The 24,611-nt window shown below is 70.2% G+C and carries 23 protein-coding genes; 15 read left to right on the top strand and 8 right to left on the bottom strand.

All coding sequences use genetic code 11. From position 1 onward, the window contains the following. Window positions 1-263: 263 nt before the first annotated feature. From AC07YS_RS23030 to AC07YS_RS23015, 4 genes are read left to right on the top strand one after another with little or no spacing between them, the layout of a single operon-like run. Entirely contained in the window at window positions 264-788 is a 525-nt protein-coding gene (locus AC07YS_RS23030) for a Csu type fimbrial protein (protein ID WP_307694065.1), read from the top strand. A gap of 20 nt (window positions 789-808) precedes the next feature. Next, window positions 809-1,558 carry a fimbrial biogenesis chaperone gene (locus AC07YS_RS23025; RefSeq protein ID WP_495269118.1) on the top strand — a complete coding sequence of 250 codons (750 nt, stop codon included), beginning with the start codon at window positions 809-811 and terminating at the stop codon, window positions 1,556-1,558. Between the two features lie 25 nt (window positions 1,559-1,583). Beyond that, window positions 1,584-3,908, top strand: coding sequence for a fimbria/pilus outer membrane usher protein (locus AC07YS_RS23020; protein WP_495269119.1), 2,325 nt, complete (start codon window positions 1,584-1,586; stop codon window positions 3,906-3,908). Then, window positions 3,896-4,870, top strand: a complete 975-nt coding sequence (locus AC07YS_RS23015; RefSeq protein ID WP_095947403.1) for a Csu type fimbrial protein — start codon at window positions 3,896-3,898, stop codon at window positions 4,868-4,870. The genes AC07YS_RS23020 and AC07YS_RS23015 overlap by 13 nt, the downstream gene beginning before the upstream one ends. 34 nt (window positions 4,871-4,904) lie before the next feature. Here the strand turns inward: AC07YS_RS23015 and map are convergent, their stop codons facing one another. The 8 genes from map to AC07YS_RS22975 form a co-directional block, all read right to left on the bottom strand. Further along, the gene (gene map / locus AC07YS_RS23010) at window positions 4,905-5,696 is read right to left on the bottom strand and encodes a type I methionyl aminopeptidase (protein WP_495269120.1); all 792 of its coding nucleotides are present in this window, start codon (window positions 5,694-5,696) and stop codon (window positions 4,905-4,907) included. Further along, a complete protein-coding gene (locus tag AC07YS_RS23005) occupies window positions 5,696-5,956 on the bottom strand; it encodes a ParD-like family protein (RefSeq protein ID WP_062482851.1) in 261 nt (86 codons plus the stop codon). Before AC07YS_RS23005 ends, map begins: the two co-directional genes overlap by 1 nt. A gap of 67 nt (window positions 5,957-6,023) precedes the next feature. Further along, entirely contained in the window at window positions 6,024-6,428 is a 405-nt protein-coding gene (locus AC07YS_RS23000) for a DUF6194 family protein (RefSeq protein WP_495269121.1), read from the bottom strand. 15 nt (window positions 6,429-6,443) lie between these two features. Beyond that, window positions 6,444-7,463, bottom strand: a complete 1,020-nt coding sequence (locus AC07YS_RS22995) for a Bug family tripartite tricarboxylate transporter substrate binding protein (protein ID WP_495269122.1) — start codon at window positions 7,461-7,463, stop codon at window positions 6,444-6,446. 23 nt (window positions 7,464-7,486) lie between these two features. After that, a complete protein-coding gene (locus AC07YS_RS22990) occupies window positions 7,487-8,902 on the bottom strand; it encodes a sensor histidine kinase (protein ID WP_495269123.1) in 1,416 nt (471 codons plus the stop codon). Continuing rightward, on the bottom strand, window positions 8,903-9,568 hold the full coding sequence (locus AC07YS_RS22985; RefSeq protein ID WP_062482520.1) for a response regulator: 666 nt from the start codon (window positions 9,566-9,568) through the stop codon (window positions 8,903-8,905). 26 nt (window positions 9,569-9,594) lie between these two features. Then, window positions 9,595-10,602 (bottom strand): Bug family tripartite tricarboxylate transporter substrate binding protein, encoded by a 1,008-nt coding sequence (locus AC07YS_RS22980; RefSeq protein WP_495269124.1) that lies wholly within the window; start codon window positions 10,600-10,602, stop codon window positions 9,595-9,597. A gap of 74 nt (window positions 10,603-10,676) precedes the next feature. Further along, a complete protein-coding gene (locus tag AC07YS_RS22975; protein WP_056573982.1) occupies window positions 10,677-11,471 on the bottom strand; it encodes an IclR family transcriptional regulator domain-containing protein in 795 nt (264 codons plus the stop codon). A gap of 199 nt (window positions 11,472-11,670) precedes the next feature. On the opposite strand from AC07YS_RS22975, the gene AC07YS_RS22970 reads away from it, so the two are divergent. From AC07YS_RS22970 to AC07YS_RS22920, 11 genes are all read left to right on the top strand, one after another. Then, window positions 11,671-12,594 carry a shikimate dehydrogenase family protein gene (locus AC07YS_RS22970; protein WP_095947409.1) on the top strand — a complete coding sequence of 308 codons (924 nt, stop codon included), beginning with the start codon at window positions 11,671-11,673 and terminating at the stop codon, window positions 12,592-12,594. A gap of 30 nt (window positions 12,595-12,624) precedes the next feature. Beyond that, window positions 12,625-13,458 (top strand): shikimate dehydrogenase family protein, encoded by an 834-nt coding sequence (locus tag AC07YS_RS22965; protein ID WP_495269125.1) that lies wholly within the window; start codon window positions 12,625-12,627, stop codon window positions 13,456-13,458. Between the two features lie 16 nt (window positions 13,459-13,474). Continuing rightward, complete coding sequence (gene pcaB / locus AC07YS_RS22960) at window positions 13,475-14,689, top strand: 3-carboxy-cis,cis-muconate cycloisomerase (protein WP_495269126.1); 1,215 nt, start codon at window positions 13,475-13,477, stop codon at window positions 14,687-14,689. Then, complete coding sequence (locus AC07YS_RS22955) at window positions 14,686-15,111, top strand: carboxymuconolactone decarboxylase family protein (protein WP_487847292.1); 426 nt, start codon at window positions 14,686-14,688, stop codon at window positions 15,109-15,111. Before pcaB ends, AC07YS_RS22955 begins: the two co-directional genes overlap by 4 nt. Further along, complete coding sequence (locus AC07YS_RS22950; RefSeq protein WP_495269127.1) at window positions 15,108-16,352, top strand: MFS transporter; 1,245 nt, start codon at window positions 15,108-15,110, stop codon at window positions 16,350-16,352. The genes AC07YS_RS22955 and AC07YS_RS22950 overlap by 4 nt, the downstream gene beginning before the upstream one ends. Then, a complete protein-coding gene (locus AC07YS_RS22945; protein WP_495269128.1) occupies window positions 16,349-17,125 on the top strand; it encodes an alpha/beta fold hydrolase in 777 nt (258 codons plus the stop codon). Before AC07YS_RS22950 ends, AC07YS_RS22945 begins: the two co-directional genes overlap by 4 nt. 141 nt (window positions 17,126-17,266) lie before the next feature. Then, entirely contained in the window at window positions 17,267-19,168 is a 1,902-nt protein-coding gene (locus tag AC07YS_RS22940; RefSeq protein WP_495269129.1) for a bifunctional sugar phosphate isomerase/epimerase/4-hydroxyphenylpyruvate dioxygenase family protein, read from the top strand. 49 nt (window positions 19,169-19,217) lie between these two features. Next, the gene (locus tag AC07YS_RS22935) at window positions 19,218-20,639 is read left to right on the top strand and encodes an MFS transporter (protein WP_095744853.1); all 1,422 of its coding nucleotides are present in this window, start codon (window positions 19,218-19,220) and stop codon (window positions 20,637-20,639) included. A 47-nt stretch (window positions 20,640-20,686) separates the two neighbouring features. Next, window positions 20,687-21,361 (top strand): DsbA family oxidoreductase, encoded by a 675-nt coding sequence (locus tag AC07YS_RS22930; RefSeq protein WP_495269130.1) that lies wholly within the window; start codon window positions 20,687-20,689, stop codon window positions 21,359-21,361. 116 nt (window positions 21,362-21,477) lie between these two features. Then, the gene (locus tag AC07YS_RS22925; protein WP_495269131.1) at window positions 21,478-23,073 is read left to right on the top strand and encodes a DUF1800 domain-containing protein; all 1,596 of its coding nucleotides are present in this window, start codon (window positions 21,478-21,480) and stop codon (window positions 23,071-23,073) included. 11 nt (window positions 23,074-23,084) lie between these two features. Continuing rightward, window positions 23,085-24,308 (top strand): DUF1501 domain-containing protein, encoded by a 1,224-nt coding sequence (locus AC07YS_RS22920; protein ID WP_495269132.1) that lies wholly within the window; start codon window positions 23,085-23,087, stop codon window positions 24,306-24,308. The last annotated feature ends 303 nt before the right edge of the window (window positions 24,309-24,611 follow it).

The raw sequence follows: 24,611 nt of genomic DNA, 5'->3' as shown, positions 1-24,611 counted from the left end.
TCCCCACCCGCTATCGACCGCACCAAGGCCTCCACTTCGCGGAGGCAGGGGCGTCTTGACTGTGGTGGAAATGTAAACAATGCAAACAGTTTTCCAATTGTTACGAGAACTAGATCACGAAACTTGAGCCGAGGCGCCATGAATCCGAGGGCAAACGGGCCGGTTGTGGGGCATCCTTGCGCCACTTTGTAGTCAAAACGTATTCAAAATGATTACAAAATACCGACCTGTCAGGTCTTATTGATTACATTTGGAGTGCCTTCATGCTCAAGCTCGCAGTCGCCGCGGCGGCCACCGCCACCCTCGTTTTTGCATCCGGTTCGGCCCTGGCTGACACCGCCGGTGCCAGCTTTCAGGTCAAGATGACCATCGTGCGCAGCTGCGCGGTGACGGCCGGCAGCGCCTCCGACATCAGCCTGGGCACCACCGTGCAGCCCACCGCCACCAACCAGACGGGCAACAACACCATCTCGGTCACCTGCTCCAAGACCACGCCCTACACCGTCGGCCTGCTGCCTTCGTCCACCAACGGCGGCACCACCGACGGCACGGGTGCCATGTCGTCCGTCGCCAACTCGGCCACCAACACCGACAAGGTGCCCTACGCGCTGTACTCCAACGCGGGCAACAGCACCGTGTGGGGCAACACCACCGGCACCGGCGCCAATGTGGTCGGCGGCACGGGCACCGGTGCGGCGATCACGCACACGGTCTACGCCAAGAACACCAACGCCAACTTCACGCCGGACAGCTACGCCGACACCGTCACGGTGACGGTCACGTACTGAGCCCGTACCCGTACTGAATCGTGAGACGTGCACTTGCCATCCTCGGACTGTGGGGCGCATGCCTGCTTGGCGGCGGTGCGGTCCAGGCGGCCGGCCTGCAGGTCTCGCCCGTCACCCTGACCCTGGCGCCAACCCGGCAGGGCGACGGGCTCTGGCTGAGCAACACGGGAGCCGCGCCGCTGGACGCGCAGATTCGCGTGTTCCGCTGGACGCAGGTCGACGGGCAGGACCGCATGGAGCCGGCGGACGGACTGGTCGTCAGCCCGCCCATGCTGCAGCTGCCCACCGACGGGCGGCAACTGGTGCGCGTGATCCGCAACGGCCCGCCGCCCGCGGGCCCGGCGGAAGAGGCCTACCGCGTGCTGGTGGATGAGCTGCCCGTGCCCCAGGCGGCGGGTACCGCGACGGACGGCAAAAAGAGCAACCTGAACTTCGTGATGCGGCACTCGCTGCCCATCTTCGTGTCCCCGGCGGGCGCGGAGCCGGCCCCCGCGCAGTTGCGCTGGAGCCTGCGGCGCGAGGACGGCAAGGCCGTGCTGGAAGTCAGCAACAGCGGCGGGGTGCATGCCCAGCTGGCGGACCTCGTGTTCACCGGCGCGGACGGCCGCGCCGTCGCCGCCTACACCGGCTTGCTGGGCTACGTGCTGCCCGGCGCCACCATGCGCTGGCCGCTGAAGACGTCGCCCGCCGCCCTGGCTGGCGCGGGTCGCTGGCAGGTCATGATCGATGGCAGAACGACGGACGCCAACCTCGCGCCGCTGGCGCGCTGAGCGGGCCGGGTTCGCTGCGAGGGCCTTGCTGGCTCCGTTTGCGCTGGCCCTGACCACGCTCCCCGCCCACGCAGCGCCCGCCGCGCAGTCCGTGCCGGGGGCCATGACGCTGTACCTGGAGGTCAGCCTCAACGGCATGGCCCGCGGGCTGCACCCGTTTCGCCTGCAGGCCGGGGCCTTGTCGGCCTCCCGCGCGGTGCTGCGCGAACTGAGTTTCTCCCTGCCCGACAACGGCGCCGAATGGCTGCCCCTGCGCGACCTGCCCGGGCTGGTGGCCGACTACGACGCCGCGCGCCAGCAACTGAGCCTGACCGCGCCGCTGGCGATGCTGCAGCTGCCCACGGCCACGGTGGGGCAGGCGGCCGTCACCGCGCAGCCCCTGAGCACGTCCACCGGCCTGCTGCTGAACTACGACCTCTATGGCACCCAGGGCAAGGGCGGCAGTGCCAGCCTGAGCGCCTTCGGCGAGCTGCGCGCCTTTCGTGGCGCCAGCGTGCTCAGCACCACGTGGCTGATGCAGCGCACGCACGACACCCAGGGCTGGAAGGACCAGTCCGTGCGCATGGACAGCACCTGGAGCATGGCCTTCCCCGACAGGATGCTCACCCTGCGCGTGGGCGACACGCTCACCGGCGCCGTGCCCTGGTCGCGCGCCACGCGCATCGGCGGCATCCAGCTGTCGCGCGACTTCGGCCTGCAGCCCTACCGGCAGACCGCGCCGCTGCCCAGCTTCATCGGCTCGGCCACGATGCCTTCGGACGTGGAACTGTTCATCGACGGCATCCGCCAGTACAGCGGCCAGGTGCCGGCGGGGCCTTTCCAGCTCAACGCGCTGCCGCGCATCAACAGCACGGGCACGGCGCAGGTGGTGGTGACCGACGCGCTGGGGCGCGCCGCCACGCTGAGCTTTTCTCTCTTCGACAGCAGCCGCCTGCTGGCGCCCGGGTTGAGCGACTGGACGGTGGACCTGGGCGTGGTGCGTCGCAACTACGGCCTGCGCTCCTTCGACTACGGCAAGCAGCCGGTGCTGACCGGCACCTGGCGCCGCGGCCTCAGCGACAGCTTCACGGTGGAAGCGCATGGCGAAGTGACACGCGGCCTGGCGCTGGCCGGCGCCGGCGGCGTGTGGCAACTGGGCGCGGCGGGCACGCTGTCGGCGGCGCTTGCAGGCAGCCGGCATGACGCCGACGCCCCCGGCGGCAGCCGCAGCGGCACGCAGACCAGCCTGGGCTACCTGTGGCGGCAGGAGCGCCTGTCGGTGGGCCTGAACGGCACGCGCACCCAGGGCGACTACCGCGACGTGGCCACGGCCTACGGCTCGGCACCGGCCAAGGGCAGCGCCAGCGCGAGCGTGGGCTATGACATGGGCGGCCTGGGCAACGTCAGCGTCAGCTACCTCTACCTGCGGCCGGTGGGGCAGAACGCGTCGCGCTACGCCAGCGTGAACTGGTTCCGTTCGATCGGGCGCACGACCTCGGTCTCGGTGGGCATGAACCAGAACCTGGACAAGCGCAGCGACCGCGGCATCTTCGTCGGCCTGAGCTGGTCGTGGGACGCGCAGACCAGCGTGAGCGCCGGCGTGCAGCGCAGCGGCGACCAGGGCACCGTGGGCACTATCAGTGCGCAGCACTCCCCCCTCGGCGACGGCGGCTGGGGCTGGCGTGCCACCGCGCGCACGGGCGGCGGCACGACCGGCGGGCAGGCCGAAATCAACTACCTGGGCCCCTACGGCCGCGTGCAGGCCGGCGTGAGCGAGATGGGCGGTGGCCGCGCCAGCCGCTACGCCTACGCCGGCGCCAGCGGTGCGCTGGTGCTGATGGGCGGCGGGGTGCTGGCCGCGCGGCGCATCGACGACGCCTTTGCGGTGGTGGACACCGACGGCGTGGCCGGCGTGCCCGTGAAGCTCGAGAATCGACCGGTGGGGCAGACCAATTCGCGCGGGCTGCTGCTGGTCGTGCCGGTGAACGCCTACCAGAACAACAAGCTGGCGATCGACCCGATGGACCTGCCCGCCGACGTGCGCATCGAGCGTGCCGAGAGCCTCATCACCCCGGCCGGCCGGTCGGGCGCACGGGCGCATTTCGGCATCACGCCCGTGCGGGCCGCCCACGTGGCACTGACCGACGCGCAGGGCCAGCCGTTGCCGCTGGGCAGCCGCGTGCAGGTGAACGGCCAGGACGGCGGTGGTGCGGTGGTGGGCTACGACGGCTGGGTGTACCTGGACACGCTCGACGTGCGCAACACGCTGGCCGTGCGCGCGCCCGACGGCGCGGTGTGCCGGGCGCAGTTCGACTGGCGGCGTCCCGAGGGGGGTGGTTTGCAGAAAGAGCGGTTGACATGTGGACGTTGAGATTCGTGAAACTGGCGCTGGCGCTCTCGTGGCTGCTGGGCATGGGCGCGGCGCATGCCGACCCGAGCTGCTGGGTCGCCAGCCAGCCCAGCTTCGCTTTCGGCACCGTCACGGCGTCGGCGGCGACGGACACCACCGCCACGGTCGGCTTCGCCTGCCAGAACGACACCGGCCAGACCATGTACTTGAGCTACTGCGTGTACGTCTCCCAGGGCAACGAGATCGCCGGCTACGCCCCGCGCTACATGACCAACTGGAACGGTTCGCAGATGGCCTACAACATCTACGCCGACGCGGCCCGCAGCGGCATCGTCGGCCCGCCGCCGGGCGGCGGCACCTACGCCAGCGCGGGTGGCACCTTCGTGCTGCCGGCCAGCGGCGGCAACGTCGCGTTGAACATCCCGCTGTATGGCCGCGTGCCGTCCGGGCAATCGCTGGCGGCAGGCAGCTACCAGGCCAACATCTACAACTCCGAGGTCGTCTGGGGCATGAAGAGCGGCAACGCGCCCGACAGCTGCACCGCGAGTTCGGCCAAGTACGTCGGCAGGACGAACTTCTACACGCAGGTCACGGCCCTCTATTCCAACGCCTGCACCGTCAGCGTGGCGGCCACCGATCTGGACTTCGGCAGTGCCAGCTCGCTCAGCGCCGCGGTCAACGGCACGGCCGCCATCACGATGGCCTGCCCGCCCAGCACCGCCTGGAAGGTGGGACTGAGCAATGGCGTGAACGTGGCAGGGACGCAGCGGCGCATGGCGGGCGGCACCGGTGACTACATCCAGTACGAGCTCTACCGCGATGCCGCGCGTTCGCTGCGCTGGGGCAACACCGTCGGCACGGACACGGTCGACGGCAGCGGCAACCCCGGCAGCAGCATTCCGGTCTATGGGCGGGTGCCGGCCCAGACCAATGTGACGCCGGGCAGCTACAGCGACACGATCACGGTCACCGTGACCTACTGAAAAATCGCCATCACCCCGGGAGCCGGGCTGCGCATCAGATCGGCGCGTAAGTCCCCGTGCCGTCCGGCCAGGCCGTCAGCACCTCGTAGCCGCCGGCCGTGACCGCCACCATGTGCTCCCACTGCGCGGACAGCGAGCGGTCCTTGGTCACGACGGTCCAGCCGTCGGCCAGCTGCTTCGTTTCGGCGCGGCCCGCGTTGAGCATCGGCTCGATGGTGAAGACCATGCCCGGCTCGAGCACGAGGCCCGCCCCACGCCGCCCGAAGTGCAGCACCTGCGGTTCGTCGTGGTAGATGCGGCCGATGCCGTGCCCGCAGTATTCGCGCACCACGCTGAAGTGCTCGCGCTGTGCGACCGACTGGATGGCGTGGCCCACGTCGCCCAGCGTCGCGCCGGGCTTCACCTGCCGGATGCCGGCGCACAGGGCTTCGTAGGTCGTCTCCACCAGCCGGCGCGCCAGCACGCTGGGCGCACCGACGAAGAACATGCGGCTGGTGTCGCCGAACCAGCCGTCCTTGTTGACGGCGACGTCGATGTTGACGATGTCGCCCGCCTTCAGGATCTTGTCGGCCGAGGGAATGCCGTGGCACACCACCTGGTTCACCGAGGTGAGGATGGTCTTCGGATAGCCCAGGTAGCCCACGTTGGCGGGAATGGCGCCTTGCACCTTCACGATGTGCGCGTGGCAGAGGCGGTCGAGCGCTTCGGTGCTCACGCCGGGCACGACATGGGGCTCGATCATCGCCAGGACCTCGGCAGCCAACTGGGCGGCCCGCCGCGCCATCACCAGCTCTTCGGCGGACTTGAGTGGAACGTCGTGTGCCATCAGTGCTGCTTGCCGTTCGCGGGGGCGCGGGGCTTGCCGGGTGGCGCCGCAGTGACTGTCGCGGCAATGTCCAGCCCGCCTGAAAGCTCGGCCTGGATCAGCAGCTGACAGACCTCCCGGTAGTCGAGGTCGGGATGCATCTCGGTCAGCATGCCGACCCGCATCCAGTGCTCTGCCTGCGCATTGATCGACCGGCTGAGGGCGTTGCCCGCCACGCGCAGGTTCTCGTGCATCAGGTCTGAAATCTTGACGATGCCCATGGGCCACCTCTGTATGAAACGTATATGAATTGTATGCGTTTCATATGGTCGGGTGTTTGGGGCCGGTCTATGCGCTCTTGTCTCGCGCGATCAGCAGGTTGCGCGCCTCCGTCAGCAGCGGCTTCACGGTCTCGAAGGTCGCGGCGCTCGGGTTGATCACGCTCACCCAATACATCTTGGCGTACACCGGGTGCGGCATCAGCCGGTCGAGCGCGGTGTAGTCGACGTCAATTGGCGGCTGCTCGCCGAACAGCGCGCGAAAGCTTTCCTTGCCCACGCCGACGTTCAGGCGGAACAAGCCGGGGCGGTTCAGTTTCGAGGCGCTGTCGAACTCGTTGTCCTTCGTCACGATCGTGGCGAAGGGGAACTTGTTGTCCGCGCCGTGGAAGAAGAAGGTGTTGTCGTCGGCCACTTCGAAATGGCCGCCGCCGAGCATGTCGATGAGGTGTTGGGTGATGTCGTCTTCGGTCATGGAGATTGGATGAGGTCAAGGCTTCCAGCGCCGCAGGCCGAGCTCGTCGGCCAGTGCCTGGTAGGCCTTGATGCGCGCCTGCACGTAGTCGTCGAGCGCGGCGCCGGTGAGCACGAAAGGATAAAGGCCATGCCGCTCGCGCAGCGCTGCGTAGCCCGGTGCGGCCGTGGCCTCGGCGAAGGCGGCGGTCCAGGCGCGCACGGCGGCGTTGGGCACGTTGGCGCTCAGGTAGACGCCGCGCACGGTCGGCCAGACGATGTCCGCGCCTTGCTCGCGCGCGGTGGGCACGCCGGTGAGCGCGCCGCCCAGCCGCGTTTCGGACAGCACCGCGAGCAGGCGCAGCGGCGCGCCGCCGGCGATGGCCTGCAGCGCCTCGGCGGCGTCGCCGGGGAACGCGTCGACGTGCTTGCCCTGCAGCGCGCCCAGCGCATCGCCGCCGCCTTCGAAGGAGACGAAGCGCATCGCCTTCGGCGCGCCGCCGGCCGCGCGCACCAGCAGTGCGGCCTTCACCCAGTCCTGGCTGCCGACCGTGCCGCCCGCGCCGAAGACCACGCGCGACGGGTCCTGGCGCAGCGCGGCGATCAGGTCCTGCAAACGGCGGTAGGGCGAGTCGCGGTGCACGGCGACCACGCCGTAGTCGGTGCCCAGCGTGGCGATCCAGCGCACGGCCGAGGGCGGGTGCGGCCCGAAGCGGCCCTGCGCGAGGTTGAGCAGCGAGCCGCTGGAGAACGCGACCAGCGTGCCCGGCCCGCCGAGCTGGCCGCTCGCGATGCGGTCGAAGGCCACCGCGCCGATGCCGCCCGGCAGGTAGCGCTGCGCGAGCGGCGTGCGCGCGGGGCGCACGGCCTGCAGCGCATCGCGCGCCAGCGCGCAGGTCAGCGCGAAGCCGCCGCCGGCCTTGGCGGGAATCACGCATTCCGCCGGGCCTTCGGACGCATCGCCCGCGGCCGCCGTCGCCTGCAGCGCGACAGGCGTGAGCCACGCGGACAGCGCGCGCAGCACATGGCGACGGGTGAAGGCGAGGGGGCGTGGCATCGAAGAAGAAGGAGGGCGGCGGTTCACCCCGCCGGCCGGGGCCACCAGATGATGGCATGCAGGCCCGGCCCCGCGCCGCGTGCTTCGAGCCGCAAGTCGCCGCGGTGCCGCTGCGCGATGGAACGCACGATCGCCAGGCCGAGCCCGAAGCCGCCCTGGTCCGCGCGCGTGCCGCGCCGAAAGCGCTGGCCCAAGGTGGCGCGTTCGTCCTCGCTCAGGCCGGGGCCGTCGTCCTCCACGTTGAGGCTCCAGCCCGCGGCGTCGCCGGCCGCGAAGAGCGTGATGGTGCCGGCCGCCGGCGTGTAGGCGATGGCATTGGCCACGAGGTTGCTCAGCGCCTCGCGCAGCAGGCCGCGATCGCCCACCGCGTGCAGGTCGGGTGAGGGCGCATGGATGCCCAGGTCGATGCGCTTGGCGCGCGCCAGCGGCAGCAGGTCGACCGCCACTTCGCGCAGCAGCTCGGCGGTGTCGAATTCGGCGGGTGCCACGGCCACGGTGTCGCTACGGCCCAGCGCCAGCAGCTGCTGCGCGCTGCGCGTGGCACGGCCGATCTCGGCGCCGAGCGCGTCGAGCGCGGCGCGCACCTGCGCGGGGTCGTCCTCGCGGCGCGCGTAGTCGGCCTGCATCTGCAGCGTGGTCAGGTGCGTGCGCAGCTGGTGCGAGGCGTCGTCCAGAAACTGCCGTTGTTGTGCGACCAGTTCCTGCGTGCGCGCCATCTGCTGGTTCACGGCGGCGACCAGCGGGCGCACCTCGGCGGGCAGATCGGTCTCGGCGATGCGCGTGAGGTCGTCGGGCGTGCGTGCCTGCACCTCGCGCGCCAGCCGCGACAGCGGGCGCAGCGCCGCCGCCAGTGCCAGCGCGGTGCCGCACAACAGCATCGCGAGGATCAGCCCGTCGCGCAGCGCGGCGCTGCGCACGAAGCGGCTCGTGAACTCCTGGCGCGAGCGCGTGCTCTCGCCGACCTGGATCAGCACGCTGCGCCCGGTGCTGCCGGCCGGCGCGCGGTCCAGGTCGCGCCGGTAGGCCGCGAGCCGCACGGCCTCGCCGAAGTAGGTGGCGTCGTAGAAGGCCGGCACGCCCATCGGCGGCTCGACGGGCGGCGCGGGCAGGTCGGCGCTGCCCAGTTCCACCAGCCCGTCCGAGGTCGCGACGCGAAAGAACACCTGCCCGCTGGCCGTGAGCTCGAAGAACTCGAACATCGTGTACGGCAGTTCGACCGACAGCCCGCCCGAGGCCGTGGAGATGTTCGCGTCGATCGACTTGAGCGCGCCGAGCAGCGAGCGGTCGTACGCCGCGTTGGCGGCGGCCAGTGCGTCGTGCCGCGTCATCCACAGCTCGATGCCCGTCACCAGCAGCAGGGCGGGGAACAGCAGCAGCGCGAGCCGCTGCCACAGGCTGGTGCGGCGCAGGCGGTCGGTGAAGCGGCGCAGCGCGCTCACTCAGTCCGCTTCCAGCACGTAGCCCAGGCCGCGCAGCGTGACGATGCGCACGCCGCTGCCGTCGAGCCGCTTGCGCAGCCGGTACACCAGCACCTCGATGGCTTCGAGGTGCACCTCGTCGTCGTCGGAGAACACGCGATCGAGGATCTGCTGCTTCGACAGCGGTTCGCCGCTGCGCTGCACCAGCGCGCGCAGCACCGCCTGTTCGCGCGGCGACAGCGCGAGCGCTTCGCCGCCCAGCGTGAACTGCCGGCGTGCGCCGTCGTATACCAGCGGCCCGCAGGCCAGGCGCGGATGCTCCACGCCGCGCGCGCGGCGCACCAGCGCGTGCAGCCGCGCTTCGAGCTCGGCCAAGGCGAAGGGCTTGGCGAGGAAGTCGTCGGCGCCTGCGTTGAGCGACGCGACACGTTCGTCCAGCGAATCGCGCGCCGTGAGGATCAGCGCCGGCAGCCGCTGGTCGCGTTCGCGCAGCCGCTGCAGCACCGTGTGGCCGTCCATGCCGGGCAGGCCCAGGTCGAGCACCAGCGCGTCGTGGTCGCGCTGCTGCAGCGCCCGGTCGGCCAGCCGGCCGTCGTCCACCCATTCGACCTGGATGCCTGCATGCTCCAGCGCCTTGCAGAGCCAGGTGCCCAGGGTGTGTTCGTCTTCGGCCAGCAGGATGCGCATGGCGCCGATGCTAGGGCCTGCCTGCCTCAATCAGGCTTGATGTTTGCCCTTGCGATCACCTTCTGCCAGCGGTTCTGTTCTGCGGTGATGAACTGCGCGAACTGCTCCGGTGTGCCGCCCACGGCCTCCGCCGCATCGGCCGTGAGGCGCTGCATCGAGTCGGGCGACTTCACGGCCTTCATGGTCTCGGCCGAGAGCTTGGCCATCTGCGCGGGCGTGATGCTGGCCGGCGCGAGCATGCCGTACCACTGCGTCATCTCGAAGCCGGGGAAGCCTTGCTCGGCCACGGTCGGCACGTCGGGCAGCTGCGCCAGGCGCTTGGCCGAGCCGGTCGCGATGCAGCGCACCTTGCCGGCCTTGATGAACGGAATGATCGCCGCCGCGCCGATGGCCGAGGCATCGAGCCGGCCCGAGAGCAGGTCGGTCACCATCGGGCCGGTGCCGCGGTAGGGCACGTGCAGCATGAACACGTCGGCCGTCATCTTCAGGTATTCGAAGGCCAGGTGGCCGGCGCTGCCGTTGCCGGCCGAGCCGTAGCTCAGCTTGCCGGGCTTGCTCTTGGCATAGGCGATGAATTCCTTGAGGTTCTTCGCCGGCACGTCGGGGTGCACCACGTACAGGCTGGGCACCTTGGCCAGCAGGCTCACGGGCTTGAAGTCCTTGTTCGCGTCGTACGGCAGCTTGGCGAAGATGTAGGGGTTCACCGCCAGCGTGCCGATGTGGCCGAGGATCAGCGTGTGCTGGTCGGTGGCGCGCGCGACTTCGCTCATGGCGATGTTGCCGGCCGCGCCGGGCTTGTTGTCCACGAACACGCTCTGGCCCAGCGTGCGCGACAGTTCGGCGGCGGTGGAGCGCGCCACGATCTCCGAGCTGCCGCCCGGCGCGAAGGGCACGACGAAGCGGATCGACTTGCTGGGCCAGGCGTCTTGCGCCGAGGCCATCGAAGGCAGCAGGCCGCCGAGGGTGAGGGCGCCGCCGGCTTGCAGCCAGTGGCGGCGGCTCAGGGGAACGGCGGTGGGGAAGCGGTCGGACATGGCTTGTCTCCAGTATTTTTTGGATGGAAGCCCGCATCCTGCCGGGCGGATGCTGTCGGAATGCTGTCAGTGCCTCAGATCAGGTTGCGCATCGCCTGCGCCGTCTCGCGCAGCACCGGCAGCACGCGGGCCACCGCGTCTTCCGAACTCTCGTGGCCCATCGGCATCGTGATGTTGAGCGCGCCCACCAGCGTGCCGTGGCGGTCGCGCAGCGGCACGGCGATGCCGCGCGAGTTCAGGTCGAGCTGCTGCTCCGACAGCGCCCAGCCCTGGGCGCGGATGCGTGCCAGTTCGAGCTTCATGCGCTCCATGCTCGCGATGGTGTGCGAGGTGAACACCGTGAGCTGGCGCGTCGCCAGCCAGTCGTTCAGCTCGGCGTCGCTGCGCAGCGCCAGCATCAGCATGCCCGAGGCCGTGACCTGCGCCGGCACGCGCGCACCGAGCACGTAGCCGGTGCTCATGCTGCGGTTGGGGCCGTTGCGCGCGATGTAGACGACCTCGTCGCCGTCCATCACGCTGAGGTAGGCGATCTCGTTGGTGCCCGCCGCCACGCGCTGCAGAAACGGCTGCACCACGCGCGGCAGCCGCGCCGATTCAAGGTACGACTGCCCCAGGCGCAATACGCGCGGTGTGAGCCAGAACAGCTTGCCGTCGCTGGCCACGTAGCCCATGTGCTGCAGGGTGAGCAGGTAGCGCCGCGCGGCGGTGCGCGTCATGTTCGTGCGCTGGCCGGCCTGGCTGGCCGTGAGGCGCGGGTTGGCGTCGTCGAAGGCCTCGATGATGCTCACGCCGCGCTCCAGCCCGGCGATCCAGTCGCGCTTGTCCAGGCCGGCGGGCGGCGTCGAGTCGTCGGGGCTGGTGCTGTTCATGGGCGGAAGTGTGCCCGCGTCCGGCGCGGCGGCGGGGGCCGAATGGATAAGTAAAAACCCGCAATTTGATCGATTGACAAACTTGAAAGATCGATCATCGAACGTTTAGTGACTCGTGCGCCAGCAGGCCGAGCGCGAAGGGACTATAAAGCCCGCTGTTCCGCCCCGAAACGAGCGATTGACGAACGGAAGCACGCCCATGAGCCCCATCATCACCGGCAGCACCCAGGCCTACCTCATCCCCGGCGACCCGGTCCGCAACGTGCGGCTGCCGCGCATGTTCAACGCGGCCTTTGCGCGCTACGGTATCGACGCGGTGCTGGTGCCCATGCAGGTGCCGGTGCGCGACTTCGCGGTGTTCATGAAGTCGGCCTTCCTGGCGCGCAACGTGCGCGGCATGGTGATCGCGCCGCCGCACAAGCCGCGCGTGGTCGACCTGCTCGACGGCTGCGGCCTGTTCGGCCGCGTGGCCGGTTCGGTCAACGTGGTGCGCCGCACCGAGGGCGACCAGCTCGAGGGCGACCTGTTCGACGGCGAAGGCCTGATCGGCGCGCTCGACCGCTGCAACGTGCCGTTTCGCGGCAAGCGCGTGCTGATCCTCGGCGCGGGCGTCAGCGCCGCGGCCATCGGCGTGGCGCTGGCCGAAGGCGGCACGGTGAACGGCGCCGAGCACATCGCCTTCTTCGACACCGCCTCCGGCAAGGCCGCGGGCGTGGCCGCCAAGCTCGACGCTTTCTTCGATGCGACCGTGGTCGCAGTTGACAGCAACGCACCCGAGGGCTACGACCTCGTCATCAACGCCACGCCGCTGGGCCTGGCCGAGGACGACGCGCTGCCGCTGGATGTGGCGCGCATGGAACCGCACGCCGCGCTGTTCGACATCCTGCTGCGCAACCAGCCCACGCCGCTGGTGCGCGCGGCCCGCGCGCGCGGGCTCAACGCACAGGCCGGCTTCGAGATGCTGGTGCAGCAGATGCCGCACTACTTCCGCTACTTCGGCCACATCGACGCGGCCGATGCGATGCAGGCCGACGCCGACTTTTTGCGCGAGCTCATCTATCCGCCGGCGATGCACGCTGAGATCGCAACGCCATTGCGCTACCAATCCCCGAGCGTGGCCTGACCCCGTACCTTCCTGAACAAGACGACTCCCATGATCTCCGGCAAGACCACGCTCATCGCCCACATCGGCTACCCCACCGAAGCCTTCAAGGCGCCGATGATCTACAACCCCTGGTTCGACAAGCAGGGCATCGACGCGGTCGTCGTGCCCATGGGCGTGAAGCCCGAGGACTACGCGGTGTCGCTCGCGCAGATCTTCAAGTTTTCGAACCTGCGCGGCGCGTTGGTCACGATGCCGCACAAGGTCACGACGATGTCGCTGGTCGACGAGGTCACGCCCACCGCGCGCGTCGCGGGCGCCTGCAACGCCGTGCTCAAGCGGCCCGACGGCAGCCTGCTGGGCGACCAGTTCGACGGCGCGGGCTTCGTGCGCGGCGTGGAGCGCAAGGGGCGTCTGTTCAAGGGAACGCGGGTGCTGGTGTCGGGCACGGGCGGCGTCGGGTCGGCCATTGCGGCATCGATCGCGGCGGCCGGCGCGGCCGAGCTGATGCTGTTCGACATGAGCGACGCCTCCGCGCAGGCCTTGGCCGCGCGGCTGCGCGAACACTATCCGCAGATGAAGGTCGCTACCGGTTCGAAGGACCCGGCGGGCTTCGACGTGGTCGTCAACGCCACGCCGCTGGGCATGAAGGACACCGACCCGCTGCCCTTCGACGTGGACCGCATCGCGCCCGAGACCTTCGTCGGCGAGGTCGTCATGAAGACCGAGTACACGCCGCTGCTGCAGGCCGCCAAAGCCAAGGGCTGCCAGGTGCAGGTCGGCACCGACATGCTGTTCGAGATGATCCCGGCCTACCTCGAGTTCTTCGGCTTCGGCACCGCCTCGCCTGAAGAGCTGCGCGCAGTGGCCCAACTGAAATACTGAAAACACCGGACCCCGCATGAGCATTTTTGAAGGCTTCCTTTCCACCTCCGAGACGCTGGGCGCCTTCAGCGACCGCGCCTTCGTCGACGCCATGCTGCGCTTCGAGGCCGCGCTCGCGCGCGCGCAGGCGGCCGAGGGGCTGATTCCCGAGAGCGCCGCGCATTCGATCGTCGGCAGCTGCAAGGTCGAGCTGTTCGACGTGGCCAAGATCGTGCGCGAGAGCGGACGCGCCGGCAGCGTCGCCATCCCGCTGGTGAAGGCACTGCGCGAAGCGGTGGGCCTGTTCAATGCGGAGGCTGTGCCCTTCGTGCATTTCGGCAGCACCAGCCAGGACGTGATCGACAGCGCGATGGCACTCGTCACGCGCGAAGCCGTCGCACTCGTCGAGACCGACCTCGCCAAGGCCGCCGATGCGCTGCTTCGCCTGGCCGTGCAGCACGCCGACACGCCGATGCTCGCGCGCACGCTGATGCAGCCGGCCTCGGTCACCAGCTTCGGCTTCAAGTGCGCCGGCTGGGCCGCGCCGCTGGTGCGCAGCCGCACCCGCCTGCGCGCCGCCGCGAAGCACGCGCTGCAGCTGCAGCTCGGCGGCGCCGTCGGCACGCTGGCGCAGATGAAGGGGCAGGGCGCCGCGGTGCGCCAGCGCATGGCCAAGGAACTCGGCCTGGGCGACCCCGGCGCGACATGGCACACGCAGCGCGACGAATGGGTCGCGCTCGGCTGCGAACTCGGCCTGCTCACGGGCAGCCTGGGCAAGGTCGCGGTCGACATCTCGCTGCTCGGCCAGTACGAAGTGGCCGAGGTCGCCGAGCCCAGCGAACCCGGGCGCGGCGGCTCGTCGGCGATGCCGCACAAGCGCAACCCCGTGGCCTCGATGGTCGCCATCGCCGCCGCGCACCGCGCGCCGCAGCGCGTGGCCGCCTTGCTCGGTGCCATGCCGCAGCAGCACGAACGCGCGCTCGGCGCCTGGCAGGCCGAGCTGGCCGAATGGCCGCAGCTGTTGATGTCGGCGCACGGCAGCGTGCGCGCCATGGCCGGCGCCTTGCCCGGCCTGCAGGTCGACGCCGCGCGCATGCGCGCCAACATCGACCGGCTGCGCGCCGAGCTGCCGCGCGACGCGGCCGACGAATGGTTCGACCCCGCGCTCGCCGTGAACGCGGGGCAGATCGCTGTGGCAGAGGTGAAAGCCCTGCAAGCCCAACTCTCATCCGACAAGGAACTCTCGCCATGACCGCCCCCGAAACCCCGAGCAACCCTTACGAAGACGGCCTCGTCAACCGCCGCCGCGTGCTCGGCGACGCCTGGGTCGACAAGTCGCTCGCCAACCGCAACGGCTTCAACGCCGAGTTCCAGGAGCTCATCACGCGCCACGCGTGGAACGACATCTGGGGCCGCCCCGCGCTGGGCGACAAGACGCGCCGCTTCATGGTGCTGTCGATGATGCTGGGCATCCATGCCTACGAAGAGTTCGCCATGCACGTGCGCGCCGCGCTCGACGGCCCGCCCGAGTCGCGCCTCACGCCCGACGAGATCAAGGAAGTGATCATGATGGCCGCGATCTATTGCGGCGTGCCGGTGGCCAACCACGCCTTCGGCATCGCGACGAACATCCTGCGCGAGAAGGGCCTGCTGCCGCCAGTGGCGGCGCAGTGAGCGCGACGGAAGGGCGGGGCGGCAAGGGCCGCTTCGACGTCGGCTTCACCTTGTTGCTGCCGCTGCTGCTCGCAGCACAACCGGTCGCTACCGACAGCTACCTGCCGGCGCTGCCCGCCATCGCGGGCGAGCTCGGTTCGGCCAGCACCAGCCTCACGCTGTTCGTGCTGGCCTTCGGCTTTGCGCAGCTGCTGTGCGGCCCGCTGGCCGACCGCTTCGGGCGCCGGCCGGTGCTGCTCGCGGGCCTGGGCTACTACGCCATCGCGGCCTTCGGCGGCGCGTTCGCCGGCAGCGTGGCGGTGCTCGCGGGCTGGCGCACGCTGCAGGGCTTTTCGATGGCGGCGATCCTCGTGTGCGCGCGTGCCGCGGTGCGCGACCTGTATCCGGCGCACGAAGGCCCGCACGTCATGGCGCGCGGCCTCACGGGGCTGGGCGTGGTCGGCCTCATGGCGCCGCTGCTCGGCGCCTGGCTGGTGCAGGGCGCGGGCTGGCGCTGGGTGATGGTGGCGATGGCGCTCTATGCCGTGGTGCTGTTCGCGCTGTGCTGGCGCTCGTTCGGCGAAACCCGCCGGCCGTGGGGCGAGGGCGAATCGTCGGCGCCGCGCGGCAGCACGCGCGCCGTGTTCGCGAGCCGCGCCTTCCGCGCCTGGGCCTCGGTGGCCGCAGCCACCTACGGCGGGCTGTTCTGCTTCCTGCTGCTCTCGCCGATGGTCTACATCGGCTACCTCGGCTGGTCGCCCGCGTGGTACGGCTGGATTCCGGCCGGCGGTTCGCTGGTCTACATCTTCAGCACCACGATGTGCCGCAGCCTGCTGCGCCGCTTCGGGCCGATGCGCACCGTGCGCCTGGGCGCGGTGCTGAGCATCACCGGCGCCGTGATCCAGGCGCTGGGCTGCTGGCTGATGCCGCACAGCGCGGTGCCGCTGCTGGCGGGCCACGCCGTGTACTGCCTCGGCCACGGCATCCACCAGCCCTGCGGGCAGGCCGGCGCCGTGGGCGACCTGCCGCACCTGGCGGGGCGGGCCGTGTCGTGGTCCGGGTTCGGCATGATGATGGTCGCGTTCTGCGTGGGGCAGGTCGCCGCGCTGTTCGTCGACACGAGTTTTTCGTATGGCGCCTGGCCGATGGTCGTGCCGATGCTGATGGCCGGCACCGTGCTGCTGGCCATCGCGTTCCTGTGGCTGCCGCGTCTCGCACAACCTGCTTCTCCATCCTCTCCCCAGAAGGACTCCACACCATGACCACTTCCTCCCCCCGCCTGAATGTCGTGCGCGAAGGCGACGGCCCCTTCGTCGTGCTCAGCCATGCGCTCGGCTGCGACCTGCACATGTGGGACGGCGTGGCCGCGCAGCTCGCGCGCGCCCACACGGTGATCCGCTACGACCACCGCAACCACGGCGGCTCCGAGGTGGTGCCCGGCGTGCTGCGCGTGGAAACGCTGGCGCAGGACGCGTCCGAGCTGATCGCGCGCGAAACGGGCGGCGAGCCCGTGCACTTCGTGGGCCTGTCGATGGGCGGCATGACCGCGCAGGCGCTGGCGGTGCGGCACGCCGCGCAGCTCAAGACCGTGGTGATCGCCAATTCGGCCGCGCACTACCCCGACCAGGCCCCGTGGCGCCTGCGCGCGGAAACCGTGGCCGCCAAGGGCGTGGCCGCCATCGCCCCGGGCGCCGTGGCGCGCTGGCTCACGCCGGCCTACGCCGCCACGCCCGAGGGCGCGGTGGCCGCGCGCACCTTGCACGACACGCTGGTGCGCACCGACGCGCAGGGCTACATCGAGAGCTGCAACGCCGTGGCCGCCATCGACTTCCGCGACAGCAACCGCCGCATCGCCACGCCCACGCTGGTGATCGGCGGGCTGCAGGACGAGGCCACGCCCCTGGCCATGTCCGAGGCCATGGTGGCGCAGATCCCGGGCGCGCGGCTGGCGACCATCGACGCCGCGCACCTGAGCGCGGTGGAGCGCCCGATCGAGTTCGCGCAGATGCTGATCGATTACTGGCGCAGCCTCTGAAAAAACGCCCGGCCCGCACTCCCGCGCGGGCTAGGTGTAACCCCTATTTCGTGCGAATGATGATCGTTGGCGTGCGATCATCGATCAGGCGGGGCTGATTTGCGTTGTGGCGCGCCCGGGCTCTTTCTACAGTCCATCCCCATGCATCGCGCCATTGCCACCGTCTCGCTCAGCGGCACCCTCCGCCAGAAGCTCGAAGCCATTGCGGCCGCGGGCTTCGACGGCATCGAGCTGTTCGAAGCCGATTTCGTCAACTTCCGCGGCACCGCCGCCGAGCTGCGCCGCATCGTGGCCGACCTGGGCCTGTCGATCGACCTGTACCAGCCGTTCCGCGACTTCGAAGGCATGCCCGAGGCGCAGTTCCACCGCAGCCTGGAGCGCGCCGAACGCAAGTTCGACCTCATGGAAGCCATGGGCGCGCCGCTGGTGCTGTGCTGCTCCAACACCTCGCCGCTGTCGGTGAACGACCCGGCGCGCGCCGCCGCCCAGTTGCACGAGTTGGCCGAGCGCGCCGCGCGCCGCAACCTGCGCGTGGGCTTCGAGGCGCTGGCCTGGGGCCGCCACACCTCGCGCTACGCCCAGGCCTGGGACATCGTGCAGCGCGCCGACCACCCGCACCTGGGGCTGATCCTCGACAGCTTCCACACGCTGTCGCTGAAGGACGACCCGGCGGGCATCGCCGCCATTCCGGGCGAAAAAATCTTTTTCGTGCAGATGGCCGATGCGCCGCTGTTGTCGATGGACGTGCTGCAGTGGGCGCGCCACCACCGCTCGTTCCCGGGGCAGGGCGACTTCGACGTGGTCGGCTTCTTCGAGCAGGTGCTCCGCGCGGGCTACACGGGGCCGCTGTCGCTGGAGATCTTCAACGACATCTTCCGCGAGACGCCAAACCGCCGCACCGCCGTCGATGCGATGCGCTCGCTGCTGTACCTCGAAAGCGAAACGCGCGAGCGGCTCGCCAACGGGAATGCGCCCGTGCAGCCGCAGCGCGTGGAGCTGTTCAACCCGCCGCCCGCGCCGGCGCTCTCGGGCCTGTCGTTCATCGAGTTCGCGGCCGACGAGGCCTCGGCCGCCACGCTCGGCGCGCTGCTTGGGCAGCTGGGCTTTCGCCGTGTGGGGCGCCATCGCTCCAAGGCCGTCACGCTGTACCGCCAGGGCGGCATCCACTTCATCGTCAACGCGCAGCCCGATTCGTTCGCGCGCCGCCGTTTCGAGGCGCACGGCACCTCGGTGTGCGCGCTGGGCGTGCGCTGCGCCGACCCGCTCGCGGCCGTGGGCCGCGCCAGCGCCATGCGCTCGCAGCGCCACGACAGCCCGGTCGGGCCGAACGAGTTGCGCGTGCCGGCCATCGTGGCGCCGGGTGGCAACCTGATCCACTTCGTGCCCGAGGCGCTGGGCGCCAACGGGCTGTACGAGACCGACTTCATCCTCGAGGACGCAGGGCCGGGCGACAGCGATGCGGGCCTCACGCGCATCGACCACGTGGCGCTGGGCCTGGCGCTCGACCAGCTCGACACCTGGGTGCTGTTCACGCGCGCCGTGCTCGGCCTGGAGCCTGGCGAGAGCCTGGAGCTGGCCGACCCCTTCGGCCTGATCCGCAGCCGCGGCGTGGCCAATGCCGACCGCAGCCTGCGCCTGGTGCTGAACGTGTCGCTGAGCCAGCGCACGCGCACCGCGCGCACGCTGAGCGTGACCGGCGGCGGCGCGGTGCACCACATCGCGCTCGATTGCGACGACATCTTCGACACCGTGGCCCGGCTGCGCGCCAACGGCACGCGCTTCGTGCCGATCTCGGACAACTACTACGACGACCTGGCCACGCGCATCGACGTGGCGCCCGAGCTGCTGGCGCGCATGCGCGCGGCCGGCGTGCTGTTCGACCGCTCGGCGGCCGGCGACTACCTGCACATCTACACCGAGAGTTTCGACGGCGGCCTCTTCTTCGAGGTCGCGCAGCGCGTGGGCGGCTACGACGCCTACGGCGCGCTCAACGCACCCGCGCGCATGGCGTCGCAGGCGCAGCAGCCCCAACAACAAGACTGATTTTTTCCCCTCGCATCCGACACCTTCGTCACACCACTGGAGACAACCCATGGCCCACCCATCCGCCAAAGAGCCGCAAGGCAAGCACCAGTCGAGGAAAGCCGCCGCCAGCGGCTGGATCGGCTCGGCGCTGGAGTACTACGACTTCTTCATCTACGCCACCGCCGCGGCGCTGATCTTTCCGCAGATCTTCTTTCCCAAGGGCGACCCGACCACGGCCATCATCGCGTCGCTCGCGACCTACGGCGTGGGCTATGTCGCGCGCCCCATCGGCGCCTTCGTGCTCGGCCACTGGGGCGACACGCACGGGCGCAAGCAGGTGCTGGTGCTGTGCATGTTCCTGATGGGCTTCTCGACCGTGGCCGTGGGCCTGCTGCCGACCTACGACCAGGTCGGCCTGCTGGCGCCGGCGCTGCTGGTGTTCCTGCGCCTGGTGCAGGGCTTCGCGGTGGCCGGCGAAATTTCGGGCGCGAGCTCGATGATCCTGGAGCACGCGCCGTTCGGGCGCCGCGGCTTCTTCGCGAGCTTCACCTTGCAGGGCGTGCAGGCCGGCCAGATTTTGGCGGCCGCCGTGTTCCTGCCGCTGGCGCACTACATGCCTGAAGAGTCCTTCAACTCGTGGGGCTGGCGCATTCCGTTCCTGTTGAGCTTCATCGTGATCGTGGCCGGCTACATCATCCGCCGCGAGGTCGACGAGACGCCGGCCTTCGCCGAAGTCGACCAGAAGGGCGAAGTGGCCAAGGCGCCGATCGTCCAGGCGCTGACCGACAGCTGGGGCGACATGCTGCGCGTGATCTGCATGGCGCTGATGAACGTGATTCCCGTGGTCGCCACCGTGTTCGGCGCGGCCTACGCGGTGCAGGCCGCCTACGGCATCGGCTTCCAGAAAGACGTGTACCTGTGGATTCCCGTGCTGGGCAACATCCTGGCCGTGCTGGTGATCCCGTTCGTGGGCAACCTGTCGGACCGCATCGGCCGCAAGCCGCCGATCATCGTGGGCGCCCTGGCGTCGGGCCTGCTGTCGTTCGTGTACCTGTACGCCATCAGCATCAAGAACGTGCCGCTGGCCATCTGCATGTCGCTCTTGATGTGGGGCATCGTGTACCAGGGCTACAACGCGACCTTCCCGAGCTTCTACCCGGAGCTGTTCCGCACCCGCAACCGCGTGTCGGCGATGGCCATCTCGCAGAACATCGGCACCACCTTCACCGCGCTGCTGCCCGCGCTGTTCGCCGCCGTGGCGCCTCCGGGTTCGACCAACATCTGGTTCACCGTGGGTGCCATCACCTTCGCCGTGACCGTGCTGGCCGCGCTGGCCGCCATGAGCGCCCGCGAGACCTACCGCGTCCACATGCACGACCTGGGCAACCCGAACGCGGTGCCGGTCGACAAGGCCGAGTACGACCGGCTGCGCGAAGAAACGCTGGCCAGCGCCCGCACGGAGCGCGAGCGCCGCAAGGCCATGGCCTGAAGACCCCGCGCGCACAAAGGGGTTGTGGCGCCATGAAGAATGGCGCCATGACCGCCCATCTCAAGATCGATTTCGTTTCCGATGTGTCCTGCCCCTGGTGCGCCGTGGGCCTCGGCTCGCTCGAGGCCGCCCTGAAACGGGTGGCGCCGGAGGTCACGGCCGAGCTGCATTTCCAGCCCTTCGAGCTGAACCCGCAGATGCCGCCCGAAGGCCAGGACACCTTCGAGCACCTGAACCAGAAGTACGGCTCCTCGCGCGAGCAGCAGGCCCAGGCCCGCGAGGCGATCCGCCAGCGCGGCGCGGCCGTTGGCTTCGAGTTCAGCGCCGGGGGCCGGCCCCGCGTGTACAACACCTTCAACGCCCACCGCCTGCTGCACTGGGCCGAGCTGGAAGACCCGGCCAAGCAGGTGGCGCTCAAGAAGCTGCTGCTGAAGGCCTACTTCACCGACAGCCAGAACCCTTCGGACATCGATGTGCTGGTGCGCGCGGCGACCGAGGCGGGACTCGACGCGGCGCGGGCCCGCGAGATTTTGACGGGCGACGAGTTCGCGCAGGAAACCCGCGAACGCGAGCGCCTGTACACCGACGCCGGCATCCATTCGGTGCCCGCGATCATCATCAACGACCAGCACCTGATCTCCGGCGGCCAGCCGGTCGAGGTGTTCGAGCGCGCGCTGCGGCAGATCGCGGGCGCGGAGCCCAGTCGCACCGCCACGGCCTGAGCGCGCGGGGTAGCAGCCCCGTTCGTTTCGCCTTGAAACGAAGCTGACCTTCAGCTTTACCTGAGCGCGGGCCGAGGTCGGTCAACCGCCTACATCGCGAAGCGGTTGATCGGTTCATGATCGACCGCATGCCGTTTCCGAAGCTGCACCGCTCGCGCGCGATCGCCGTGACGCTGGCCGCCGTGCTGGCGCTCACCGCCTGTTCCACCGGCCTGCTGCGCCCCGAGGGCCCGCCGCTCACGGCGCTGGGCCATGCCGCCGACACGCCCGCCGCGCAATTGCGCTGGCTCGATCGCGTGAGCTGGGGCGCCAACGCCGGCAGCCAGGCCGAACTGGCGCGCGACGGCCTGCCGCGCTGGATGGGCCGCCAGCTGCGCCCCGCGCCGCGTCCGCTGCCCGCGGCGGCGCAGGCGCAGATCGACGCCATGGCCATCTCGCGCACGCCGCTCGACCAGCTCGTTTTCGCGCTCGACGCCCGGCGCAAGGCCGCCGACGCCTTGCCCGACGAAGAAGCGAAGAAGGCCGCACGCACGGCCTACCAGCAGGAACTCAACACCCTCGCGCGCGAGGCGCAGCAGCGCTTCCTGCTGCGCGCGCTGTACTCGCCCAACCAGCTGCAGGAGCAGATGACCTGGTTCTGGATGAACCACTTCAGCGTCAGCATCCGCAAGGACTTGGTGCGCGCGATGGTCGGCGACTACGAAGAGAACGCCATCCGCCCGCGCGCGCTCGGCAAGTTCCGCGACCTGCTGGGCGCGACCGCGCGGCACCCGGCCATGCTGCGCTACCTCGACAACGCGCAGAACGCCGCCAACCGCATCAACGAGAACTACGCGCGCGAGCTCATGGAGCTGCACACGCTGGGCGTGGGCGGCGGCTACACGCAGGCCGACGTGCAGGAGCTGGCGCGCGTGCTGACCGGCGTGGGCGTCAGCGTGCAGCCGCCCGACGCAGCGCCGCCCGCGGTGCGCCCGGCCGTGCGCGCCGACTACGTGCGCCAGGGCCTGTTCGAGTTCCACCCGAACCGGCACGACTACGGCGCGAAGACCTTCCTGGGCCAGCCCATCCAGGCGCGCGGCCTGGCCGAGACCGACGAGGCGCTCGACCGCCTGGCGCGCGCGCCGGCCACCGCGCGCTTCATCTCGCGCAAGCTCGCCGTGTACTTCGTGGCCGACGAGCCGCCGCCCGCGCTGGTCGAGCGCATGGCCGCCACCTTCACGCGCAGCGACGGCGACATTGCGGCCGTCTTACAGACGCTGTTCGAGTCGCGCGAGTTCGCGGCCTCGCTGGGCCGCAAGTTCCGCGACCCCGTGCACTACGTGGTGGCGGGCGTGCGGCTGGCCTACGACGAGCGCGTGGTGCTCAACACCACGCCGATGATCGGCTGGATCAACCGCATGGGCGAGACCCTGTACGCCCACGAGACGCCCGACGGCTACCCGCTCAACGAGGCCGCCTGGGCCAGCGCGGGCCAGATGAACACGCGCTTCGAAATTGCGCGCGCCATCGGCACGGGCGGCGCCGTGCTGTTCCGCACCGACGACAAGGCGCCGCTCGAGAAGCCGCCGTTTCCGCCGCTGGCCGAGTCACGCGCCGTGCATGCGCTGCAGCCCGGCCTGAGCGCCGACACGCAACAGGCGCTCGCGCAGGCGAAGAACCCGCCGGAGTGGAACACCTTCCTGCTCGCATCGCCCGAGCTGATGCGGCGTTGAAAGGCTCAGTCATGCAACGTCGACACCTGCTGCAACTCCTCGCCGCCACACCCTTCGCCGGCGCCGCCGCGCGTGTGGTCGCCGCGCCCGCTGCCGAGGGCACCAAGCTGCTCGTCGTGTTCCTGCGCGGCGCCTACGACAGCACCAGCCTGCTGGTGCCCACCGCGAACAGCGACTTCTATTACGCCTCGCGGCCCAACATCGCCATCCCCCGGCCCGGCACGCCCGACGGCGCGTTGCCGCTCGAGGGTGGCGACTGGGGCCTGCACCCGGCGCTTGCGCAGAGCGTGCTGCCGCTGTACCAGCGCAAGCAGGCGGCCTTCATCGCCTTCGCCGGCACCGACGACCTCACGCGCAGCCACTTCGAGACGCAGGACGCCATCGAGCTCGGCGTGGCGCCCGACAACGCGCGGCGCGACTACCGCTCGGGCTTTCTCAACCGGCTGGCCGGCGTGCTCGGCGCCGGACCGCTGGCCGACGTGTCGCCCATCGCCTTCACCGACCAGCTGCCCATCGTGCTGCGCGGCGACGACGCCAAGGCCGCCAACATGGCGCTCGCGGGCGTGGCGCGGCAGGCCCTCGATGCGCGGCAGAGCCAGATCATTGCGTCCATGTACCGCAACACCGCGCTCGCGCAGCCCGTGGCCGAGGGCTTCCAGGTGCGCGACGAGGTGGTGCGCGCCATGCAGGCCGAGATGGACGCCGCCAGCCGCAACGCCATGAGCCCCAAGGGCTTCGAGCAGGTCGCGCGCCGCATGGCGCTCTTGATGCGCGAGCGCTTCGACATCGGCTTTGTCGACGTCGGCGGCTGGGACACCCACGTGGGGCAGGGCGCGGCCAAGGGCTACCTGGCCAACCGCTTCGAAGAGCTGGGCCGCGGCGTGGCCGGCTTCGCGCAGGAGATGGGCGAGCCCGCCTGGCGCCAGACCGTGGTGGTCGTCGTCAGCGAGTTCGGCCGCACCTTCCGCGAGAACGGCAACCGCGGCACTGACCACGGGCACGGCACCGTGTACTGGGTGCTCGGCGGCGGCCTGGCCGCGCAGGCGGGCGGGCGCGTCGTGGGCGAGCAGCAGCCGCTGACGCAGGCCACGCTGTTCCAGAACCGCGACCACGCGGTGCTCAACGAGTACCGGGCGGTGCTGGGCGGGTTGTTCCAGCGGATGTACGGGCTGTCGACTGCGCAGGTGGCGCGGGTGTTCGGCGGTGCGGCGGTGAAGGACCTGCGGCTGGTCTGATGGCCCCACGGGGGCGGGCCGCACCGTCTCTTTCACGATCTCCTTTTGGACCTTGTGTCCGCCCCTTCGCCTTGAGGCCGCACAGGCATGCGCCGCTGCGTTTACCCAATTTCGGGGATGGCTTTGGCGCAGGTTAATTACAAAAATAGACATTCAGAAACAATTGGGCGCTCCAGCCGGAGAGCGGGTTTCTCCAAAAAGGCGTCGGATGCTTTCCAAGCGAGTGAGTTCTTACGGGCGCTGCAGCGCCATGGCCGGTGTGATCGTGCTGCTGGCGGCCTGTGGCGGTGGTGGGGGCGGCGG

The sequence above is a fragment of the Variovorax sp. GW458-11-26-14-LB1 genome (genome assembly GCF_059423965.1).
Note: the sequence above shows the minus strand (reverse complement) of the source record. Positions and strands in the feature narration are given on the sequence as shown.

What these genes read in the sequence shown, in the direction of transcription:
- AC07YS_RS23030 (WP_307694065.1), top strand. Translation starts at nt 264, where the DNA reads ATGCTCAAGCTCGCAGTCGCCGCGGCGGCCACCGCCACCCTCGTTTTT.
- AC07YS_RS23015 (WP_095947403.1), top strand. Translation starts at nt 3,896, where the DNA reads ATGTGGACGTTGAGATTCGTGAAACTGGCGCTGGCGCTCTCGTGGCTG.
- map (WP_495269120.1), bottom strand. Translation starts at nt 5,696, where the DNA reads ATGGCACACGACGTTCCACTCAAGTCCGCCGAAGAGCTGGTGATGGCG.
- AC07YS_RS23005 (WP_062482851.1), bottom strand. Translation starts at nt 5,956, where the DNA reads ATGGGCATCGTCAAGATTTCAGACCTGATGCACGAGAACCTGCGCGTG.
- AC07YS_RS23000 (WP_495269121.1), bottom strand. Translation starts at nt 6,428, where the DNA reads ATGACCGAAGACGACATCACCCAACACCTCATCGACATGCTCGGCGGC.
- AC07YS_RS22995 (WP_495269122.1), bottom strand. Translation starts at nt 7,463, where the DNA reads ATGCCACGCCCCCTCGCCTTCACCCGTCGCCATGTGCTGCGCGCGCTG.
- AC07YS_RS22985 (WP_062482520.1), bottom strand. Translation starts at nt 9,568, where the DNA reads ATGCGCATCCTGCTGGCCGAAGACGAACACACCCTGGGCACCTGGCTC.
- AC07YS_RS22980 (WP_495269124.1), bottom strand. Translation starts at nt 10,602, where the DNA reads ATGTCCGACCGCTTCCCCACCGCCGTTCCCCTGAGCCGCCGCCACTGG.
- AC07YS_RS22975 (WP_056573982.1), bottom strand. Translation starts at nt 11,471, where the DNA reads ATGAACAGCACCAGCCCCGACGACTCGACGCCGCCCGCCGGCCTGGAC.
- AC07YS_RS22970 (WP_095947409.1), top strand. Translation starts at nt 11,671, where the DNA reads ATGAGCCCCATCATCACCGGCAGCACCCAGGCCTACCTCATCCCCGGC.
- AC07YS_RS22965 (WP_495269125.1), top strand. Translation starts at nt 12,625, where the DNA reads ATGATCTCCGGCAAGACCACGCTCATCGCCCACATCGGCTACCCCACC.
- pcaB (WP_495269126.1), top strand. Translation starts at nt 13,475, where the DNA reads ATGAGCATTTTTGAAGGCTTCCTTTCCACCTCCGAGACGCTGGGCGCC.
- AC07YS_RS22955 (WP_487847292.1), top strand. Translation starts at nt 14,686, where the DNA reads ATGACCGCCCCCGAAACCCCGAGCAACCCTTACGAAGACGGCCTCGTC.
- AC07YS_RS22945 (WP_495269128.1), top strand. Translation starts at nt 16,349, where the DNA reads ATGACCACTTCCTCCCCCCGCCTGAATGTCGTGCGCGAAGGCGACGGC.
- AC07YS_RS22940 (WP_495269129.1), top strand. Translation starts at nt 17,267, where the DNA reads ATGCATCGCGCCATTGCCACCGTCTCGCTCAGCGGCACCCTCCGCCAG.
- AC07YS_RS22935 (WP_095744853.1), top strand. Translation starts at nt 19,218, where the DNA reads ATGGCCCACCCATCCGCCAAAGAGCCGCAAGGCAAGCACCAGTCGAGG.
- AC07YS_RS22930 (WP_495269130.1), top strand. Translation starts at nt 20,687, where the DNA reads ATGACCGCCCATCTCAAGATCGATTTCGTTTCCGATGTGTCCTGCCCC.
- AC07YS_RS22925 (WP_495269131.1), top strand. Translation starts at nt 21,478, where the DNA reads ATGATCGACCGCATGCCGTTTCCGAAGCTGCACCGCTCGCGCGCGATC.
- AC07YS_RS22920 (WP_495269132.1), top strand. Translation starts at nt 23,085, where the DNA reads ATGCAACGTCGACACCTGCTGCAACTCCTCGCCGCCACACCCTTCGCC.